Genomic DNA, 18,662 nt, shown 5'->3' on the forward strand with positions numbered 1-18,662 from the left:
ATTATGGAGTGGAGCGGGTGTCAAGCGCATCAATACTCAGGACTTGGATAGATTGCGCCTCGACTTTCCAGCGTATGTTAAACTCATGTAACGCAAGTCCATAGATACGCTCATCCTTGTCAGATTTATAGGAGGGGCGTGGATCGAGTCTTAGCACGTCTTCAATCTGGGCTTTCAAGGAATAGCCTTGAGATGTTTCGATGCGGTCACACACTTGAATGGCTGACGCTGAAAAGACCACCTCTTTTTGGCTATCAGGCGCATCGGCAGCCCAGTTAAGCTCGGCATCTGTTAAACAGTCCGAATAAGGAAGATAAGGCTTGATGTCCAAAACCGGGGTGCCGTCTAGAAGGTCTGCTCCCGACACATCTAACCAGACTTTGTCTTTATCAATGCGTACGCCATCCAATTTGACCGCTGAGAGCCCGATTGGATTGGGCCGAAAGGTCGAACGGGTTGCAAAAACGCCCATTTTCTCATTGCCACCCAGTCGAGGCGGGCGCACACTGGCTTTCCAGCCAGCAGCAGCCGTCGCACTGAACGCAAAAATAACCCAGATATGTGAGACGTCCTCCAGTCCTTTGACGCTGGCGGCAGAACCATAGGGCTGCCAAATCTCGATGCTTGCCTTAAGCGTGTTGGCTAACCCCGGTTGCCTCGGAATGCCAAATTTCTCTTTAAATGGGCTGTGCACTTGACCTATGTAATCGAGTGTAAGGGACATAGAACCTTCTTGTTAGTTCGTCGCTGCAGTCGGCATTGCCAAAGGGGCTCTCTGAGCAGCGGGTGTAGCGTAGCTCCAGTAACGTGCACCTTTTTCAACCTGTTCAGCAAGACGGTTAATATGGCTGACAGCATCTAAAAGCGCGATGCTGTCTTCACTTGATAAATGGCCTAAGGTACTTTGCTCAAGCAAAAGACTTTTCAAGGTTTGGTATTCTTTTTCCAAGGTTAAGACAAGTTGATGGCCTTGGGTACCTTGAACAGAACTCCCTTCCTTAATTTCACATAGATCGATCAAGGCAATCACTTGTTTCTGATAATTAAAAATAGCTTGTTTAACGCTCTTGTTTTCGACTTGGTCAAGCATTGAATAAAATTCAGGCAGTTTTGCTGATAAGCGAGTGACTTCGCTGTAGTAGCGCATGACGCGCATGGAAATGGGGAGTACTTCATGAATGTCGGGTGATAGATTTTGACGTCCAATCTCTTGATTAAATTCAGCAATTTTACCAATTAAGTATTGAATCCCCTTGGCTTGTTGCTCCAGTTTAGCTGTGGCATTACGCTCTGAGCTAATGGCTTCTCTAGCTAAACGGCTTGATAATTGGCTGACGCGGCTGAGTTCAAGGCTGATGGCTTCGATAGCGAGGGTTGGCGTATTAATGATGGTCTTATCGATGAAACGGGGTCTTGCCTCATCTTCTTCTTGGCTACGAAAACGGGTGAGTAAAAAGCGCTCCAGAGGTGTTGTCAGCGGCCACATGAGGACAACCCCCATGACATTAAATAACGTGTGAAACAAGGCGAGTAATATAACCAAGTCATATTGTTGCGGATTCAGGGCATCTAACTGTCCTGCCAATAGCATGAGCAACACAAGCCCAACACAACCGGTTAATAGATTAAAGGCTACATGTGCAGCCGAGATACGCTTCGCATTGGCTGTTGCGCCAATTGACGCCAGAATCGCGGTGGTTGTTGTGCCGAGGTTGGCTCCGATGACAACGGCTGCGGCAGCTGACATGGTAATCGAATCGGTGTACACCAAGGACAAGGCAATGGCCATGACGGCTGCAGACGCTTGCATTAAAAATGTCATGACGAAACCTGCAATGACAAATAACCCTAAGGCCAATACACCCGTTCCCAAAGCCGCTAACTGAAAATCATCGCTTAATCCATCAAATCCAGCCCTCATAAAATCAAGGCCGATAAAGAAAATACCAAAACCGACGAGCGCTGTGCCGAGGTGCGAGATACGCTGTTGTTTCCCGATAACTTGCAGCAACATTCCCATACCAATAATGGGTAGGGCAAATGCGCTGATCTGAATTTTGAAGCCGATGGTGGCCACGAGCCATCCCACCATGGTTGTGCCAATATTGCAGCCATAAATAACAGCAATTGACTGACCCAAAGTGAGCAGACCCGCATTCACAAACCCTAAGGTTGCAACGGTAACTGCACTTGATGACTGCACAAGAGCGGTAATCAGTGTTCCAGATACGAGCCCTCTTAGACGTGAACGTGTGGCAAACTCCAGGGCTTTTTTAAGCGAACGTCCTGCTGCGTTTTTCATACCGTTGGTGAGCAGTTGCATGCCCAGTAAAAACATACCTATGCCGCCGAGCAACTGGCCAAACATTTCAAATGTCATAGGGGAGATCCTTTGCTGATCTGATTGCTTTATTTTTATCTAATAATAGCCTGAAACTTAACGAAAAATAATCTTTATGCCGGATTATTCAGGCGTGCGAGCCAAGACCCAAATGTCAACGGTTTCGACGCCGTTGTTTTTGAGCAACCGACTAATTTCATTGACGGTGCTGCCCGTTGTCATCACATCATCCACGATTGCGACTCGCTTAGGAAGAGGCTTGTTGAGGCGAAAGCAATCGATCAGATTCTGTTGACGCTCAATAAAATTTAACTCTTTTTGATGCGGGGTTCGTTTGATTTTTCGAATCGCACCTAAATGGGCAGGCAAGGTTAATTGTTTCGAAATCAGATGAGTAAGCAAGGATGACTGATTGTACCCTCGTTTTATTTCATCCCACGGGTGCATGGGTACTGGGACTAAGGCATCAGGGAGTGGAAGGTCTTTTGACAGGATATACTCCGACATAAGACTCGATAGCCAGCCTAGATGTGAGGTTTTCTTGGCGTATTTAATGCTGGGTAGCAATCGATCAATCGGAAATACATATCGAAAAGTGGCTAGGGTTGTATCAAAGGCTGGGGCGTGTTTTAGGCAGCATGTGCAAATCTGCTTAGTCGGAAAAGGGGTGGGACGTCCACATTGATGACAGCAGGATATCGACCAAGGAAGGTCGGACATGCAGTCATCACAGATGCCGAACGTGTTCGCAGGGTGCAAACCGCACAATACACATGTATGGTTATTTTTTAACCACTTGTTAACTTTGTTGAAAAGCATTGGTTGACAAGTCCTTTTGTCAAATTATTATCGCTACCTAATATCCTGTACACGCACATCAGTGTTGGCCGACATCCATTTGGCCAGCGTTGATCATTAAAATAAGGTCACTCAATGCAATACTCTAGCGCAATACGTCATGATTGGACAGAGCCAGAGGTTCAGGCTCTTTTTTCGTTACCCTTTAGTGATTTGATTTATCAAGCACAGACGGTCCATAGGGCGTATTTTGATCCGAATGCGGTTCAAGTGAGTACGTTGCTTTCGATTAAAACCGGTGCTTGTCCAGAAGACTGTAAATACTGTCCTCAAAGTGCCCATTACAACACGGATCTCGAAACCGAACGTTTGATGAAAGTGAGGGCTGTATTAGAAGAGGCCCGTGCCGCAAAGGCAAAAGGCGCAACACGTTTTTGCATGGGGGCCGCGTGGAAAAACCCCAGAGCAAAGGATATGCCCGCGATTTTAGAGATGGTGCAAGGCGTTAAAGCGATGGGGTTAGAAACCTGCATGACGCTTGGAAGCTTAAGTTCCGAGCAGGCGGCTTCACTCGCCGAGGCGGGCTTAGACTACTACAATCACAATCTGGACACCTCCCCTGAATACTATGGTCAGATCATCACAACACGCTCCTATCAAGAGCGTTTAGACACCCTGTCACATGTTCGGGACGTGGGCATGAAAGTGTGCTGTGGTGGCATTTTAGGGCTCGGAGAAAGCCAACGAGATCGAGTCGGTCTGCTCTTAACCTTGGCAAACTTGCCGGCACACCCAGAGTCAGTACCCATTAATATGTTGGTGAGAGTAGAAGGGACGCCTTTAGCCGATGTTGAAGATCTTGAACCCTTTGAGTTTATTCGAACCCTGGCTGTTGCTCGGATTATGATGCCAGCGTCACATGTGCGTTTGTCGGCGGGAAGAACGGCGATGAATGAACAAATGCAGGCTCTGTGCTTTTTGGCAGGTGCGAACTCTATTTTTTACGGTGAAAAGCTGCTGACAACCGAAAATCCGATGGCGGATGCAGATCGGGCTTTGTTTAAAAAATTGGGTATTCATCCGGAGCCGATTCAAGTCTCCGATGAGGATGACGAGGTAGCGCAGTTGATGGATCAAATCCAAATTCAGAAGGATCGTGAATTTTTCTACGATGCATCACGATGAACTCCATGGATTTAATCTTGCAGGCCGCACTCGATGAACGTGCGTTGTCGCATTTGTACCGTCGACGGCTAACGCATAGTGGCCCACAAAAACCGCTCTTGCAGGTTGAAGGGGAGTCATTGCTAGCATTTTGCTCCAATGATTACCTTGGCTTGGCAGCGGACCTCCAAGTTGTATCTGCACTGACGAGAGCTGCATATGAGTATGGTTGTGGTGGTGGAGCCTCTCACTTGGTCTGTGGTCACAGTCAAGCTCATCACCAATTAGAGGAAGAGTTGGCCGCGTTTACGGGACGGGAAAGGGCACTATTATTTTCAAATGGATACATGGCCAATATGGGCGTGATCACGGCATTGACGCATGCATCCGATGCTATCTTCCAAGATAAACTGAATCATGCCTCTCTGATTGATGGCGGATTGTTGAGTCGTGCCACATTCAATCGCTATCCGCACCTCAACTATGACGTGCTTGAAAAGCGCTTGATCCAGTCTCAGGCGAATCGGAAACTGGTGGTCAGCGATGGTGTATTTAGCATGGATGGTGATACCGCCGAAATTGATCGCTTGAGTCGTGTCTGTCAGTCTCATAATGCATGGCTGATGATTGATGATGCTCATGGTTTTGGGTGTCTTGGTGAAAATGGCGGCGGTGTCGCTGAAGTGTATCGCGCATCGCAAGCGCAATTACCGATTCTGATCGGCACGCTTGGCAAGGCGTTCGGTACCTCAGGCGCCTTTGTTGTTGGATCTCATGCTCTAATCGAAACGCTGATTCAATTTGCGAGACCTTATATTTATACAACGAGTCTATCGCCTGCTATTGCTGAAGCGACGCGTGTAAGTTTGTCCTTGATTCAAGCAGAGGGGTGGCGGCGTCAAAAACTTCAGGCGTTAATTGCCTATTTTAAAAATGGATGCCAAGCACTCAACCTTCCCTTAATGCCATCATCGACACCGATTCAGCCTTTACAGGTGGGGGGATCGCAACAGGCCCTTAAGATCAGTCATGCCTTGAGAGAGAAAGGGATACTGGTGACTGCGATACGACCACCGACGGTGCCGGATGGACAGTCACGTCTACGAGTGACCTTGACAGCACTGCATGATTTTACCCACCTAGATCGGTTGCTGGATGCTCTGTCTGATTTGGCGCCCTTGTTTGTTGAACCGGTGGAGCGTCAGTCATGAGTGCGAAACAGGCGGGAAATGCACCTTTAGACCTAGTGGTGTTAAGCGGGTGGGGCAGTGATCCGAGCATATTTGATGGATTCCTATCCAGATGGTCTTCGAGTTTTCGGATCACCAAGATCGATTATCAGTCAGTACCACTGCCAAGTGGAAATGAGAGCATCAAAGACCTTAAGTTGCATTTAATCGACGCGCTGCTTGAGCAAGTGCCTCAAAAGGCGATTTTACTTGGCTGGTCATTAGGTGGATTGGTGGCCAGCTGGATTGCAGATCGATTGCAGGCAAAAGCTCTTATTACGTTAGGCTGGAACCCTTGCTTTGTTCAGAAGGTCGGCTGGCACCCTGCAATGCCGCAGGATGTGTTTCAGGTATTTTCCTCAGATTTTAAAGCGAATGTTCGGCAAATGCAGATGCGTTTTATTGCTCTGCAATCGCAGGGTTCCGTCCAGGCATCAAAAGAACGTAAGGCCTTGTTAGCAAATCGAAAAGACTACTTGGATGCACAGGCATTAGAGCAGTCTTTGCAATACCTTGGATTGTTGGCATCGGATGCCCGTTCCGAACTGGTTCAGCTCAATTGTCCTTCATTGTTGCTCTATTCTGAGCATGATGCGTTGGTTCCGCTAGAGATTATGTCTGAGGTTAGCCCTCTAAACCTTCAATCAACGGTTGGGTTGATTGAAGGTTCCGCTCATCTACCTTTTATCTCCGAGCCGGAACAGGTGAATCGATATTTGTACGACTTCTTGCGTCAGCAGAATCTAGTGGCTGAGGAGGACGTATGATTGCAGGTTATGCTGATGAAAAGCGCAAAATTGCGGCACAGTTTAGTCGTGCGGCAAAGGAGTATGATAGTGTGGCCTCTTTTCAGCGTGAGGTGGCCGATTATTTATTGAGCACCCGAGTGAACTCCGCGCAGGCTGCGAATGAGGTCTGGTTAGATTTAGGTGTGGGAACGGGCTATGCATTGCCCTGTCTTCGGCAATTGAATCCGCGAGGTGTACTCATCGCATTGGATATAGCGGAAGGCATGTTGGCGCAGGCGTCTGGACGGTGTGATCGGTTGGCGGTGAGCAGAGTCTGTGGTGATGCAGAGCATCTTCCCTTCGCTGCGGATACAGTGCATCATATTTTTAGTAGTTTGGCTGTGCAATGGTGTTTTGATCCAAGCCAGTTATTTAAGGAGTTGCATCGAGTTTTAAAGGTCGGTGGTCGTGCAACTTTGGCAACCTTGACTGAATCGAGTCTCTTTGAATTAAAGCAAGCATGGCGAAGTATCGACAATGATGTGCATGTGAATCGTTTTTTATCTCATGGTGATATTCTCAAGTATGTGCAGCCATATTTCTCAGTGGACTCTGAAGAAAAGTCCTATCCTTTGAGCTATCCCGATGTGATGAGCTTGATGAGAGATTTAAAAAAAATTGGTGCCAATCATGTCATTGGCAAGGCATCATCGGGTTTGAGTAAACGCTATTCTGCGCGTCAACTGATGAAAGCCTATGAGCCTTTTTCAGAGGGAGGCGGTGTGATCGCAACCTATGACGTGTGTTTTTTAGATCTTGTAAAGGTATCTGAATGAAACAACATTTTTTTATTACCGGCACGGATACTGGGGTCGGTAAAACACTGGTGTCAACTGCCCTGTTAACCTTATTTAATCAGCAGGGGTATGCAACGATTGGATTAAAACCCGTTGCGGCAGGGTGTGAGATGACACCCGAGGGATTGCGCAACGACGATGCTTTGCAGTTGCAAAACGCAGCGAGTGTTGAGTTGGATTACGACTTAGTGAACCCTGTGGCGTTAGCACAGCCCATAGCGCCTCATTTGGCGGCGGGTTTTAAAATGCTCAGTGCCGAGCGGATTGCTGCGTTTTGCCGTGGAGCTATGCTGCACGATGCCAACATATACATTATTGAAGGGGCTGGTGGATGGCGCGTTCCTTTGAACCGCAGAGAAACCATGGCAGACATACCCAAGCTTCTAGAGATCCCGGTGATATTGGTTGTGGGAATGAAGCTCGGTTGTCTTAATCATGCCTTGCTGACCGCTGAATCCATTCGTCGAGACGGTTTGCAACTAGCCGGATGGGTGGCAGTCGAAACCGAGCCATCAATGCTCGTACTGAATGAAAATATACGCTCCTTGCAAGAACGAATTCCTGCGCCATTCTTGGGACATATACCCTATATGGCTGCACCCAGCGCTGAAGCTGCGGCAGCATGTCTCAGTATTGAGTGTTTAGAGGTCGTCTAAAAAAATTGAACAAAATATGCTCAATTCTGTCATATGTGCTATACTCAGATTGACGTTTCTAACAACTTAAGAAACAAAAAAGCAAACAGGTGACGTATGAATATCAATGGTGTTTCTGCCCAGGCAACGGGGCTTTTGAACGTTAATCGTGGATTGGATAACAATCAGCGCCAGGCAGGTGATATTCAAGGAACAGGCCGTTCAGATCGGCCTGAATTGGCGACGGGTGTTGAAGTCAATCCGGCTGTTGCTCAATCTGCTGTTAATGCAAATGTTGCTGCGGCTTCCACGCAAGTGGTGAGCGAGAGCAGCGAAGTTCTAGGCTCAATGATTGATACCCGAGTGTGAGTAAACCTATCGGGTTTTGAATTAAACGGAGGCTGTTGTATGCAAATCAATAGCTATACTCCTGTTATCCCTGCAGGAGGAAAAAGTGCGAACACTGGCACGATTTCCTCTTTGCCAGTCTCTGCAAACGCTTCTGAGGTCGACACCAAAAATTCGGCCTCTCTGCCTCCTCCTTCGACTCGCATCGTTCCCACTGAAGGTGTTAATACGCCTGTAAACAGGGTGTCGTCCTCTACGTCTGTTTCCAAAGCCGAACAGCAGCAAGAGCAACAAAAACAGCAGGTTTTACAAGAGTTGGCGAGTCGTGATCGTGAGGTCAAGCAACACGAACTGGCGCACAAGGCGGCGGGTGGTCGTTATGCAGGAGCGATTACTTATGACTTTCAGCGTGGACCTGATGGTGTGATGTATGCTGTTGGGGGGTCTGTCAGTATCGATACCTCGCCAGTTCCCGGAGATCCTAAAGCCACTCTAGAAAAAGCCGAAACCATTGTCAGGGCCGCTTTAGCTCCAGCTGAGCCGTCAACTCAAGATTTAAAGGTGGCAGCGAGTGCTCGGGCGATGGCGAACGAAGCTAGGGTTGAGCTTCAGAAAGAGCAGGCCGAAAAATTGGCCAAAGAGACAGAGTCTTCTGACGAGACAGCAAGTCAAACGATAAGCGCTGAGCAAGAGGAAGAAACGCCAGCCCTCAGCACTGTGCAAGAGTTTCGCTCCGAAGCTGAGACCGAAGAGGAATCTCAGCGAGAAAAACGTGAAGAGATTGCTGAAGCACTAAAAGAGCAACGACAGGAAACGGCCGAAAAGTTGAAAGAATTTGTGCGTCAGCTGTCTGAAATTCAAGAAAAGATTAAAGAGTTGAATCTCCGCTTAGTTGAAACAGGCGCCTTGCAGCGCCTGAATGAACCCGGCTCTTTATTTGACACTCAAGCTTAACTCTTTCCCTCACTCAGTAGAAAGCGCTCAACCAATTTTAGGAAGAGCGCAGGTTTTTCTGCATGCGGCCAATGACCCGTGCCTTCAATAATTTTGAACTGATAGTTCGGAAAGAGTGTTTCTATCGATTGCTGATGCTCGCGCTGAATATAGGCAGACAAGCCGCCTTTTATGAACAGGGTAGGGCCTTGGTAAGGTGTACCCTTAGGAGCGGCTGATATGTTTTTATATTCCTGTTCTAACACGCTTAGATTCATACGCCAAGCAAACTGCTTTGTCGGTGTTCTATAGAGATTTTTGAGTAGAAAGGCTCGGGTAGAGGCCTCTGGAATCATGTGTTTAAGTTGCTCATCCGCCTCATTGCGTGAGGATAGGGATGGTAGATCAATGTTCGATAAACCACTAAAGACTTGCTCATGATGATGCGGGTAGGCTACAGGTGAAATGTCAGCAACAATCAGTTTTGAAATCAGCTGAGGTTGATTGAGTGCTAACTCCATCGCCACTTTCCCCCCCATAGAATGACCAAGCATATAGCAAGGGGCCACTCCAAGGGTGTCGATCAATTCGACTAGGTCTTGTGCCATGCTGGGGTAGTCCATGGTCTCTGAATGGGGGGAGCGACCATGATTGCGCAAATCAATGCTGATAACATCGAAGTGCTCGCTAAGTGTCTTACTGATTCCTCCCCAATTCTCCAAGGTACCAAAAAGTCCGTGTAAAATAAGTAAAGGAGCACCGTTACCGGAACGTTGATAATGAAGTTGCATAGAAGATCTCATTTTATGTCGATGAATTATCGATACGAGTGACGCTCAGCGCTAAGCTGCCTTTTGACAGTCTTGCGTTGATTGTTTCATTAAGCTTAACCTGACTCGATTCAGTAATACCTAAGCCATCGGCTGTTTGCAAAATGGCATAGCCTCGGCTGAGCGTAGCCAGTGGGCTCACTTGATGCAGAAGCGCGGCTTGGTGTTTTAAGCGATTATGTTGATGATTTATGAGTTGGTGCATCGCTAACCTGTGTCGTGCGTCTAGTTGCTGTAGGTATCGATGGTGCTGCTGAACTAAATTGAAAGGCGCCTGCTTCATCAGCCGTTTATTCAGCTGTTCAAGTTTAAGCTGAGTATTTTTGATTTGGCGTTGCATCAGCGAGTGTAGACGCAGCTCTGCTCGATCAATGCGTTGGGCCTGCTCTCTGAGTTTATCGCCTGGGTGGCGTAAACGCTTTTTCAGATGAGAGAGCGACTGACGGCTTGTATCCATCTTTAGCAGTATGGCTTGATAAAGTTGACGAGTCAGGCGCGATAGTTGGTTGTGTATATCGAGTTGATTCGGGCTCAAGATTTCAGCGGCCGCAGAAGGCGTCGGAGCTCGATAGTCCGCCACCCAGTCGGCAATGGTGATATCGGTCTCATGCCCCACAGCCGAAACGATGGGGAGTTGGCTGGCAAAAATAGCACGAGCCACGCTTTCTTCGTTAAAAGGCCAAAGATCCTCAAGCGAGCCACCGCCACGTCCTACAATTAAAACATCACAGCGACGATCACGATTGGCAAATTCAATGGCCTTGACGATTTGCCCTGCAGCTTCTTTTCCTTGCACGGCTGTCGGATAGAGTGTGACCTCTAAACCGGGAAAACGGCGCTGGAGTACGTGTAAAATATCATGTATCGCAGCTCCCGTTGGCGACGTGATGATACCAAGATGCGTGGGGTGTACAGGCAGTGCGCGTTTATGCTCAGTGGAAAATAACCCTTCAAACTGAAGCTTGGCCTTCAAGGCTTCAAATGCAATTTGCAATTGCCCGGTTCCGCCAAGTGCCATTTGTTCTGCAATGAGTTGGAAGTCTCCACGACCTTCATACAAGCTTACTTTGGCAGTAAGAACCACTCGGTCGCCCTCTTTGGGCAGTGTTCGAATAAACTGAGTACGGTTTTTAAACATGGCACAGCGAACCTGTGCACGTGCGTCTTTTAAGGTGAAATACCAATGGCCAGACGAGGGGCGCGCCAAATTGGAAATCTCCCCTTCGACTTGAATAAGGCTAAACGAGGACTCTAATAATGTTTTGGCAGACTGATTGAGTTCGCTGACAGAGAGAGGTTTGGATAAATTCATAAGAATGATTGGACTGACTCATCGTTTTGTCTAAGGTCGGTTACATAAAAATAACACAGTATTGACATTGAAAGCTTGGGGTAGATTGAGAAATTATACTATCTTGTATATACTAATGGGTCTTATTTTTCCAATGTCAGACAGGCTGCTTGATAATGTTGCGAATCGTTGAAGAAGCACTTACCTTTGATGATGTACTTTTAGTACCTGGGTATTCAGAAGTACTGCCAAAAGACGTTTCACTGAAAACCCGCCTCACCAAGGGCATTGAATTAAATGTGCCTTTAGTATCGGCAGCGATGGACACCGTGACTGAAGCCCGTTTAGCAATCGCTATGGCGCAAGAAGGCGGTATTGGTATTATTCACAAGAACTTAGCGCCAGAGCTACAGGCCGCTGAGGTTCGTAAGGTCAAGAAATATGAGTCAGGGGTTGTCTCCGAACCTGTGACATGCTCGCCAGATACCCGCGTAAAAGAAATTCTTGAAATGGCCCAAAATTATGGTTTTTCAGGATTTCCTGTACTTGATGGCGAGGATTTAGTTGGGATCGTGACCAGTCGAGACGTCCGCTTTGAAAGCAATATGGATGCGCGTGTCGAATCCATCATGACTCCAAAAGATCGCTTAGTGACGGCAAAAGAAGGCGATGACCCTGTTTATATTCGTGATTTATTGCGTCAGCATCGAATTGAAAAAATTCTGTTGGTCGATGATAACTTCCGCTTAACGGGCATGATGACCGTTAAGGATATGAGCAAAGCCAAAGCCTTCCCTTATGCTGCCAAAGACGGCAAAGGGCGTTTAATTGTCGGTGCGGCTGTTGGAACTGGGCCAGAAACACCTGAGCGCGTTGAAGCCTTGGTGAACGCTGGTGTCGATTTAATCGTCGTTGATACGGCGCACGGCCACTCGAAAGGCGTTATTGATCGCGTAAGTTGGGTTAAAGAGAATTTCCCGCAGGTTCAAGTAGTGGGGGGCAACATCGCGACAGCGGAGGCCGCCATTGCGTTGGCTGAAGCGGGTGCGGACGGTGTAAAAGTCGGCATAGGTCCAGGCTCTATTTGCACCACACGTATCGTTGCCGGTATTGGTGTTCCTCAGATTAGCGCGGTTGCGAATGTTTCCGAAGCCTTGAAGCCTTACGGTGTGCCTGTGATTGCTGATGGCGGTATCCGTTTCTCGGGTGATATCTCTAAAGCGATAGCGGCTGGTGCGTCGGCTGTAATGGTCGGCTCGATGCTGGCGGGTACGGATGAAGCACCGGGTGAAGTTGAGCTATTCCAAGGTCGTTCTTTCAAGTCATACCGTGGTATGGGCTCTTTAGGGGCGATGTCGGGATTGACTGGCTCATCGGATCGCTATTTCCAAGACGCGAAGGCGGGTGTGGAGAAGCTTGTGCCTGAAGGCATCGAAGGGCGTGTGCCCTGTAAAGGCCCTATGCACAATGTTGTTCATCAATTGATGGGCGGGTTGCGTGCTTCCATGGGCTATACAGGCTGTGCAACCATTGAAGAAATGCGCACTAAGCCTAAGTTCGTTCGGATTACCAGCGCGGGTATTACTGAGAGTCATGTTCATGATGTCAGCATTACAAAAGAAGCACCTAACTACCGCGTAGGCTAAATCTGATACGGTATTTTTTTGATTAAAGTGGGGCGTTTGCTGCCCCATTTTTTGTTTTTAAACCCGGCTGCGTAAATCCTTTTTCGGCAGCGGATTTGATGATTAGACTAGCCTTCACCGGAGTCACTGAAATGAGTAAAGATATTCATGCGCAACGAATTCTAATTTTGGATTTCGGTTCGCAGTATACCCAGTTGATCGCCAGACGCGTTCGAGAGCTTGGCGTCTATAGCGAGATTCATGCTTTTGACATGAGTGAAGATGCAATACGTGAATTCGCGCCAAAAGGAATTATTTTGGCCGGTGGGCCTGAGTCAGTGACTGAATTGGACTCACCAAGGGCTCCAGAGGTCGTATTCGATCTTGGCGTTCCTTTACTCGGGATTTGCTATGGCATGCAGACCATGGCTGAGCAGTTGGGCGGTGCGGTCGAGTCGTCTGAAAAGCGAGAGTTTGGTTATGCGCGGGTGCGTTTAGCCAGCAGCCCAAGTCGCTTATTGGAAGGTATCGATGACCATATCGCCAATAACGGCTCCTTATCTTTAGATGTTTGGATGAGTCATGGCGATAAAGTAACTGTGATGCCTGAAGGGTTTCATGTAATTGCGTCGACTGAGTCAGCTCCCATTGCGGCAATGTGCGATCCTGCGCGTCAGTTTTATGCCGTTCAGTTCCATCCTGAAGTGACGCACACTAAACAAGGTATGCGGATTCTGGATCGCTTTGTTCGAGAAATCTGCGGTACTGATGCGTTGTGGACAGCACAAAACATCATTGATGACCTTATTGCCAAAGTGCGTGATCAAGTCGGTGACGAAAAAGTTCTGTTGGGCTTGTCAGGGGGTGTTGACTCATCCGTTGTGGCGGCCTTATTGCACAAGGCAATCGGTGATCGTTTGACCTGCGTTTTTGTTGATAATGGTTTGTTGCGTAAAAACGAAGGCGAGCAGGTCATGGACATGTTTGCGCGTAACATGGGTGTGAATGTTATTCGTGCCGATGCTGAAGAACGTTTCTTAGGACGCCTTGTTGGTGAGACTGACCCTGAAGCCAAGCGTAAAGCAATTGGTAACACCTTTATTGAAGTCTTTGATGAAGAGGCTGAGCGTCTAACTGAGTGCCGTTTCTTGGCGCAGGGCACTATTTACCCTGATGTTATTGAGTCTGCCGCCTCAAAAACAGGCAAGGCCCATGTAATCAAGTCGCATCACAATGTGGGTGGACTGCCTGAGGACATGAAGTTTGATCTGGTTGAGCCTTTGCGCGAACTTTTTAAAGACGAAGTTCGCAAGATCGGTTTAGAGCTAGGCTTGCCGTATGACATGGTCTATCGTCATCCCTTCCCAGGCCCAGGTTTAGGTGTTCGTATCTTGGGTGAGGTGAAAAAAGAGTACGCGGATATTCTTAGAGAAGCTGATGCCATTTTCATCGAAGAATTGCATAAAGCCGATTGGTACCACAAAACCAGCCAAGCCTTTGCTGTGTTTTTACCTGTGAAGTCCGTAGGTGTTGTGGGTGATGGCCGTCGATATGAATATGTAATCGCGTTAAGAGCCGTTGAAACGATTGACTTCATGACCGCGCGTTGGGCACATTTGCCTTACGACTTGTTGGAGACTGTTTCAAGCCGCATCATTAATGAAATCGCTAAGGTTTCACGTGTGACCTATGATGTGTCGAGCAAGCCGCCAGCTACGATTGAGTGGGAATGACAGGTTAAGCCTGTAAAATAAAAAAGGCGCTTGTGCGCCTTTTTTGTTAGGTTAAGGTATCAGTCAGTTAACCAGCAGGTTGTAATGCTTTTATCGGTGGTTGCGGGTGTTGTTTGGCTTGGGCCAGATCCTAGTTCATCTGCATAGTGAGCCAAGCGCGGGCAGTGCTCACTCCTGCCATTTCTAGACGAAGAGTAAGGTCAGGGCTGATCGTCGCTCGGCCGTTCAGTACACGAGACAAAGCTACGCGGGGCATGCCTAGTCGCTCAGCAGTTTCCTTAACGGTCAGGCTCAGCTCGACAATGACGTCATCGCGCAGCAATTCGCCGGGGTGTGGAGGGTTTATCATCATGGTTTTTTCTCCCTAGTGGTAATCGACGTAATTGACCAATTCAACATCTACTACAATGAACCGAAAGGTCGCATACCGGTTGCCGTTTACTCGGATTGAGCAGTATCTGTTCAGCGCTCTTTTGGCATGGGAAAGCAAGCTTGAGCTAGACAGAATGAGGACTATTCTGGAAGAGGCGATTCGATCAGAAAAATGGCTACCGATGTGCGATTCTCTTAGAGGTTCAAATGATGATGAAAGGGTAGATTCAGCAAAGCTAGAATCTCTCAAGTCAATAAACCTCAGTAAACAGGCTGCACCTCAACAGTAATATGCGACAGTTCATGAATGTGCTCAAGTTGTGCCTTGTAATGAGCAGGTTCTTTCGGTTCCTGAGTCGCTAACGCGATGATCGCTGCAAAATGACCAGGGCCGACTTGCCAAACATGTAGGTCGGTGATTCGGTCCTTGCTGTGAGTCATCGCTTCCTGAATTTCTTGGCGTACGGCTTCTCCCTCAGAGGCGGCGTCGAGCAGAACACTTCCAGCGTCACGGATCAAACTCCAAGACCAGCGAGCAATAACCAGTGCACCCACCACGCCCATGATGGGATCTGCCCATTGCCAACCATAGCTGCGACCGAGTAGCAGCGCGACAATCGCTAAGATTGAAGTTAGAGCGTCAGCCAGAACATGTAGATAGGCGGCACGGAGGTTGTTATCACGTGCTTTAGGATGATGGTCGTGGTGATGCGCGTCATGTGCGTGGGCATGATGGTGGTGATGGTGGGAGTGATCATCTTTTAGCAGCCACGCGGAGACTAGGTTGACGATCAAGCCGACAACGGCCACCGCGATGGCCTGTTCGAACTGGATGGCGACAGGATTGGTTAAACGAAGAAAACTCTCCCAGCCGATTAACAGCGCGATCAGCGCCAGCACTACGGCACTGGCAAATCCGGCAAGATCACCGAGTTTGCCAGTGCCAAACGTGAAGCGTGGGTTATTTGCATGTCGACGCGCGTAGCGGTAGGCCAAGACAGTAATCAGCATTGCACCAGCGTGAGTGGACATATGCCAGCCATCGGCCACTAGCGCCATCGAACCATAGACCGTACCTGCGATGATTTCGATCACCATCATGCTGGTGGTCAGTGCGATGACCAACCAGACTTTACGTTCGTTTCGTTGGTGGTCATCGCCTAAAAAGGAGTGAGAGTGGCTCATTGTCGAAACCTGTGTACTTGCCATCTTTGATATTCCTATGAGGTTCTATGGAGTTATTTCATGTAGTTCGAATGACCTCGATCATTTCCTCACCGGCTTGTCGGCGTTCATCCTCGGTTGGTGCGGCGATGATGTGCTCACGAAGATGGGCTTCCATCACTTCAGATGTCAGCCCCGTTACGGCGCCTCGCACGGAGGCGATTTGACGTAGTACCTCGCTACAGGCGGCATCTGTCTCTAAGGCGCGTTCAACCCCCTCAAGCTGACCCCTGAGTCGACGAACGCGTGCGATGAGTTTTTCTTTTTGGCGAGTCGTATGAGCCATAAGATTGTATCCCAAATATAGTATAGGGGGGTATGTTACAACATGAATAGAAATGGGTAAAGACCGGCAGGTTTGGTCTAGGTGATAGGGCTGCTGGGTTTAAAGCTTGGAGCCGTAGATTGACCAATCAAAAATATAGAAGTGCCTTTAAGCGCTCATTTCAAAAAACCGAATGGAAACAACGCAGAACTCACGTATAATCACAACCTCACAATCAAGCTTAATCCAAGTGCGCTTACGTATTGATTGTAAATACATTTTTTCGTTTGGTATCAAGTGAATCTATAACAGCTATGTCGACTGAACAAACCGATCAACAATGGATGAGGCAAGCCTTGGACTTGGCTCAGCATGCGGCCGATCTAGGCGAGGTGCCTGTTGGGGCTTTAGTTGTTTTGGATGGGCAGATAATCGGGCGAGGTTGGAATCGCCCGATCACGGGGCATGATCCTTGTGCGCATGCGGAGGTGATCGCCTTACGTGAGGCTGCCTTAGCGGTGCAAAACTATCGATTGGTGAATGCGGATCTTTATGTGACGCTTGAGCCTTGCATGATGTGTGCAGGTGCTATTGTTCATGCCCGTATCAGGCGAGTGATTTATGGGGCATTAGAGCCCAAGGCAGGAGCCTTATCAGTCAGCTTCAAGCGCTCTCGTTGGCGCATCTCAATCACAAGCCCGACGTGATTGGCGGTGTGTTGGCAGCAGAGTCTAGCGAGTTAATTGGCCAGTTTTTTCGGCGCCGTCGTGAAGAGCAAAAGCGCCTTAAAGGCTTGGCGCAAAATTCCTAAGCACGCGTTCGCTAATGTCCTGCAGACTGTCTTCCGATAAGGGAGGTAAGGTGCTGAACTGCTCTAGGATTGAATTGCTTTGTAATTCCCACTGTAAAATATCCATGTACTTAATAATGTTATCTACATACTGCACAGGTTCATGTCCACGTGCGTATCCGTGCCGCAGTTGGCTGTAGTAACGTTCTTGTGCCAGCAGAGGCAGGTGTAAGCGAACATCCTCCCAGCGATCAGGGTTTTTGCCCTTTTGTTGCGTAAGTCGTCGCGCGTCAAGAAGGTGTCCATATCCTATATTATAGGCAGCGAGAGCAAACCATGTGTGATCGGGTTCGGGTATTCGATCGGGAATTCGGCGTTTCATTTGTTGCAGATAGCGCGCGCCGCCCATGATGCTTTGTTCAGGGTCGGTGCGATCCTCAACATCCACTTCGCTTGCGGCTGCGTGTGTCAGCATCATAATGCCTCTAACGCCGGTGGCTGAAACAGCATCAGGGTTCCAATGAGATTCCTGATAGCCAAGGGCGGCCAGTAGCTCCCACGCAAATCCAGTTTCATTGGATGCATTCTTAAAATAAGGCTCTAGGGGTACGAGTCGTTCTTCTAGGTGTTTTCGAAACGAAAGAGTGTCAAAAAAATTCAACGGATTTTCTTGTGAAAAGTAACGGGCTTCCAGTGTTGCGATTAGCGTCTGAGTCTCTTCCAAAGCGAAAAAGCGATACATCTCTTTCAGAAGAGAGGTGTCATTGCTTTTGGTTAAAAACCAGCTGATAGGCTTGGGGTCACCCAAGGCGAAGGCTTTGCGAAGGCCTGGAAAAAAAGAGCGCTGAGTATTAAAAAAATAGGAGTCGATTAAGGTGAAGTCCAGCTCTTGGTTATGCACTGAGCGCAGAAGATCGATCATATCTTGGTTTTCTCGCTCCTCCCAAGTGAGTTCAGAATGCTCCTGTTGGATTTGCCCTAATATGTCTGCATAGCTAGAATTCGCAAGGATGGCAATCGATTTTCCATAGAGTTGTTCAATGGATTTAGGGGCTTTAAACCCTTGGCGAGTACGATAGATAACCGACGGCGCCGATTCGCGATAGGTGGGGCCGGGAATCAATTGATTTAAGCGTTGATCGGTGTTTAACAAGTTTGCAGCGATAAAATGAGCGCTGCGTTGATTGAGTAACGAAAAGAGTTCGTTTAAGTCTTTGCTGATGTACAGTTCTAGCTCAACGCCGAGGTGATCGGCAAAGGCCTTGGTCAGTTCATATTCAAAGCCGACGGCTTCGCCGCGCTCAAGGTAGTAGGTCATTGGATTATTAATGGTGGCGACGCGAAGAATGCCTTGATCTCTGATATAATCAAGCTGGGTTGATGATCGAAGACTGATCATTACCAGTGAGAACATAAAAATGACGACTGACACAAAGAGTATCAGCTCCCGTAAGGGATGAGGCTTCGTAGTAAATAACATAGTCTCTGCTTTTCTGGTA

Annotated in this window: 19 protein-coding genes; 10 read left to right on the forward strand and 9 right to left on the reverse strand. The window is 48.2% G+C overall.

Annotated features, from left to right (window positions below; translation table 11 throughout):
• Position 1: 1 nt before the first annotated feature.
• The 3 genes from tsaA to D791_RS19565 all read right to left on the reverse strand — a co-directional run bounded on the left by tsaA (position 2) and on the right by D791_RS19565 (position 3,160).
• Positions 2-724: a tRNA (N6-threonylcarbamoyladenosine(37)-N6)-methyltransferase TrmO gene (gene tsaA / locus D791_RS06470; protein ID WP_036509362.1), complete on the reverse strand. Its 723-nt coding sequence runs from the start codon at positions 722-724 to the stop codon at positions 2-4.
• A 12-nt stretch (positions 725-736) separates the two neighbouring features.
• Positions 737-2,380, reverse strand: a complete 1,644-nt coding sequence (locus D791_RS06475) for a Na/Pi cotransporter family protein (RefSeq protein ID WP_036509364.1) — start codon at positions 2,378-2,380, stop codon at positions 737-739.
• An 84-nt stretch (positions 2,381-2,464) separates the two neighbouring features.
• Complete coding sequence (locus D791_RS19565) at positions 2,465-3,160, reverse strand: ComF family protein (RefSeq protein ID WP_081763765.1); 696 nt, start codon at positions 3,158-3,160, stop codon at positions 2,465-2,467.
• Between the two features lie 114 nt (positions 3,161-3,274).
• Here D791_RS19565 and bioB point away from each other — a divergent pair, with 114 nt between their 5' ends.
• The 7 genes from bioB to D791_RS18855 all read left to right on the forward strand — a co-directional run bounded on the left by bioB (position 3,275) and on the right by D791_RS18855 (position 9,054).
• A complete protein-coding gene (bioB, locus tag D791_RS06485; protein WP_036509367.1) occupies positions 3,275-4,324 on the forward strand; it encodes a biotin synthase BioB in 1,050 nt (349 codons plus the stop codon).
• A gap of 5 nt (positions 4,325-4,329) precedes the next feature.
• Positions 4,330-5,514, forward strand: coding sequence for an 8-amino-7-oxononanoate synthase (gene bioF / locus D791_RS06490; protein ID WP_089503612.1), 1,185 nt, complete (start codon positions 4,330-4,332; stop codon positions 5,512-5,514).
• Complete coding sequence (locus tag D791_RS06495; RefSeq protein WP_036509383.1) at positions 5,511-6,299, forward strand: alpha/beta fold hydrolase; 789 nt, start codon at positions 5,511-5,513, stop codon at positions 6,297-6,299. The genes bioF and D791_RS06495 overlap by 4 nt, the downstream gene beginning before the upstream one ends.
• The gene (gene bioC / locus D791_RS06500) at positions 6,296-7,096 is read left to right on the forward strand and encodes a malonyl-ACP O-methyltransferase BioC (RefSeq protein ID WP_036509386.1); all 801 of its coding nucleotides are present in this window, start codon (positions 6,296-6,298) and stop codon (positions 7,094-7,096) included. Before D791_RS06495 ends, bioC begins: the two co-directional genes overlap by 4 nt.
• Positions 7,093-7,773, forward strand: a complete 681-nt coding sequence (bioD, locus tag D791_RS06505; protein ID WP_036509389.1) for a dethiobiotin synthase — start codon at positions 7,093-7,095, stop codon at positions 7,771-7,773. The genes bioC and bioD overlap by 4 nt, the downstream gene beginning before the upstream one ends.
• Before the next feature lie 96 nt (positions 7,774-7,869).
• On the forward strand, positions 7,870-8,121 hold the full coding sequence (locus D791_RS06510) for a hypothetical protein (protein ID WP_237748540.1): 252 nt from the start codon (positions 7,870-7,872) through the stop codon (positions 8,119-8,121).
• Positions 8,122-8,160: 39 nt separating this feature from the next.
• Entirely contained in the window at positions 8,161-9,054 is an 894-nt protein-coding gene (locus D791_RS18855) for a putative metalloprotease CJM1_0395 family protein (RefSeq protein WP_051514309.1), read from the forward strand.
• Here D791_RS18855 and D791_RS06520 read toward each other — a convergent pair.
• Both D791_RS06520 and xseA read right to left on the reverse strand, forming a co-directional pair.
• Entirely contained in the window at positions 9,051-9,824 is a 774-nt protein-coding gene (locus D791_RS06520) for an alpha/beta fold hydrolase (RefSeq protein WP_036509391.1), read from the reverse strand. The two genes, D791_RS18855 and D791_RS06520, sit on opposite strands and share 4 nt — an antisense overlap.
• Positions 9,825-9,837: 13 nt before the next feature.
• Positions 9,838-11,175 carry an exodeoxyribonuclease VII large subunit gene (xseA, locus tag D791_RS06525; protein WP_036509393.1) on the reverse strand — a complete coding sequence of 446 codons (1,338 nt, stop codon included), beginning with the start codon at positions 11,173-11,175 and terminating at the stop codon, positions 9,838-9,840.
• Positions 11,176-11,330: 155 nt separating this feature from the next.
• Between xseA and guaB the strand changes: the two genes are divergently transcribed.
• Positions 11,331-12,800: an IMP dehydrogenase gene (guaB, locus tag D791_RS06530; RefSeq protein ID WP_036509396.1), complete on the forward strand. Its 1,470-nt coding sequence runs from the start codon at positions 11,331-11,333 to the stop codon at positions 12,798-12,800.
• A 131-nt stretch (positions 12,801-12,931) separates the two neighbouring features.
• Positions 12,932-14,512, forward strand: coding sequence for a glutamine-hydrolyzing GMP synthase (gene guaA, locus D791_RS06535; RefSeq protein ID WP_036509398.1), 1,581 nt, complete (start codon positions 12,932-12,934; stop codon positions 14,510-14,512).
• Between the two features lie 130 nt (positions 14,513-14,642).
• On the opposite strand, the gene D791_RS06540 is transcribed toward guaA, so the two are convergent.
• From D791_RS06540 to D791_RS06555, 3 genes are all read right to left on the reverse strand, one after another.
• Positions 14,643-14,864, reverse strand: coding sequence for a HigA family addiction module antitoxin (locus D791_RS06540; RefSeq protein ID WP_081763766.1), 222 nt, complete (start codon positions 14,862-14,864; stop codon positions 14,643-14,645).
• Between the two features lie 281 nt (positions 14,865-15,145).
• Positions 15,146-16,093, reverse strand: a complete 948-nt coding sequence (dmeF, locus tag D791_RS06550; RefSeq protein ID WP_036509403.1) for a CDF family Co(II)/Ni(II) efflux transporter DmeF — start codon at positions 16,091-16,093, stop codon at positions 15,146-15,148.
• A 34-nt stretch (positions 16,094-16,127) separates the two neighbouring features.
• Positions 16,128-16,394, reverse strand: coding sequence for a metal/formaldehyde-sensitive transcriptional repressor (locus tag D791_RS06555; RefSeq protein ID WP_036509405.1), 267 nt, complete (start codon positions 16,392-16,394; stop codon positions 16,128-16,130).
• A gap of 293 nt (positions 16,395-16,687) precedes the next feature.
• Between D791_RS06555 and tadA the strand changes: the two genes are divergently transcribed.
• A complete protein-coding gene (gene tadA, locus D791_RS06560) occupies positions 16,688-17,080 on the forward strand; it encodes a tRNA adenosine(34) deaminase TadA (RefSeq protein WP_475095582.1) in 393 nt (130 codons plus the stop codon).
• Between the two features lie 78 nt (positions 17,081-17,158).
• Here the strand turns inward: tadA and mltF are convergent, their stop codons facing one another.
• A complete protein-coding gene (gene mltF / locus D791_RS06565; RefSeq protein WP_051514310.1) occupies positions 17,159-18,643 on the reverse strand; it encodes a membrane-bound lytic murein transglycosylase MltF in 1,485 nt (494 codons plus the stop codon).
• Between the last annotated feature and the right edge of the window lie 19 nt (positions 18,644-18,662).

It is taken from the genome of Nitrincola nitratireducens (assembly GCF_000585235.1).
GTDB classification, from domain to species: Bacteria; Pseudomonadota; Gammaproteobacteria; order Pseudomonadales; family Balneatricaceae; genus Nitrincola; species Nitrincola alkalisediminis.

Bases quoted from the DNA above. Each gene is read 5' to 3' on its own strand.
- D791_RS06520 (WP_036509391.1), bottom strand. From the start codon at position 9,824: ATGCAACTTCATTATCAACGTTCCGGTAACGGTGCTCCTTTACTTATT.
- D791_RS06475 (WP_036509364.1), bottom strand. From the start codon at position 2,380: ATGACATTTGAAATGTTTGGCCAGTTGCTCGGCGGCATAGGTATGTTT.
- guaA (WP_036509398.1), top strand. From the start codon at position 12,932: ATGAGTAAAGATATTCATGCGCAACGAATTCTAATTTTGGATTTCGGT.
- mltF (WP_051514310.1), bottom strand. From the start codon at position 18,643: ATGTTATTTACTACGAAGCCTCATCCCTTACGGGAGCTGATACTCTTT.
- D791_RS06540 (WP_081763766.1), bottom strand. From the start codon at position 14,864: ATGATGATAAACCCTCCACACCCCGGCGAATTGCTGCGCGATGACGTC.
- bioB (WP_036509367.1), top strand. From the start codon at position 3,275: ATGCAATACTCTAGCGCAATACGTCATGATTGGACAGAGCCAGAGGTT.
- bioC (WP_036509386.1), top strand. From the start codon at position 6,296: ATGATTGCAGGTTATGCTGATGAAAAGCGCAAAATTGCGGCACAGTTT.
- D791_RS18855 (WP_051514309.1), top strand. From the start codon at position 8,161: ATGCAAATCAATAGCTATACTCCTGTTATCCCTGCAGGAGGAAAAAGT.
- dmeF (WP_036509403.1), bottom strand. From the start codon at position 16,093: ATGGCAAGTACACAGGTTTCGACAATGAGCCACTCTCACTCCTTTTTA.
- bioF (WP_089503612.1), top strand. From the start codon at position 4,330: ATGGATTTAATCTTGCAGGCCGCACTCGATGAACGTGCGTTGTCGCAT.
- xseA (WP_036509393.1), bottom strand. From the start codon at position 11,175: ATGAATTTATCCAAACCTCTCTCTGTCAGCGAACTCAATCAGTCTGCC.
- tadA (WP_475095582.1), top strand. From the start codon at position 16,688: ATGTCGACTGAACAAACCGATCAACAATGGATGAGGCAAGCCTTGGAC.
- D791_RS06495 (WP_036509383.1), top strand. From the start codon at position 5,511: ATGAGTGCGAAACAGGCGGGAAATGCACCTTTAGACCTAGTGGTGTTA.
- D791_RS06510 (WP_237748540.1), top strand. From the start codon at position 7,870: ATGAATATCAATGGTGTTTCTGCCCAGGCAACGGGGCTTTTGAACGTT.
- tsaA (WP_036509362.1), bottom strand. From the start codon at position 724: ATGTCCCTTACACTCGATTACATAGGTCAAGTGCACAGCCCATTTAAA.
- D791_RS19565 (WP_081763765.1), bottom strand. From the start codon at position 3,160: ATGCTTTTCAACAAAGTTAACAAGTGGTTAAAAAATAACCATACATGT.
- guaB (WP_036509396.1), top strand. From the start codon at position 11,331: ATGTTGCGAATCGTTGAAGAAGCACTTACCTTTGATGATGTACTTTTA.
- bioD (WP_036509389.1), top strand. From the start codon at position 7,093: ATGAAACAACATTTTTTTATTACCGGCACGGATACTGGGGTCGGTAAA.
- D791_RS06555 (WP_036509405.1), bottom strand. From the start codon at position 16,394: ATGGCTCATACGACTCGCCAAAAAGAAAAACTCATCGCACGCGTTCGT.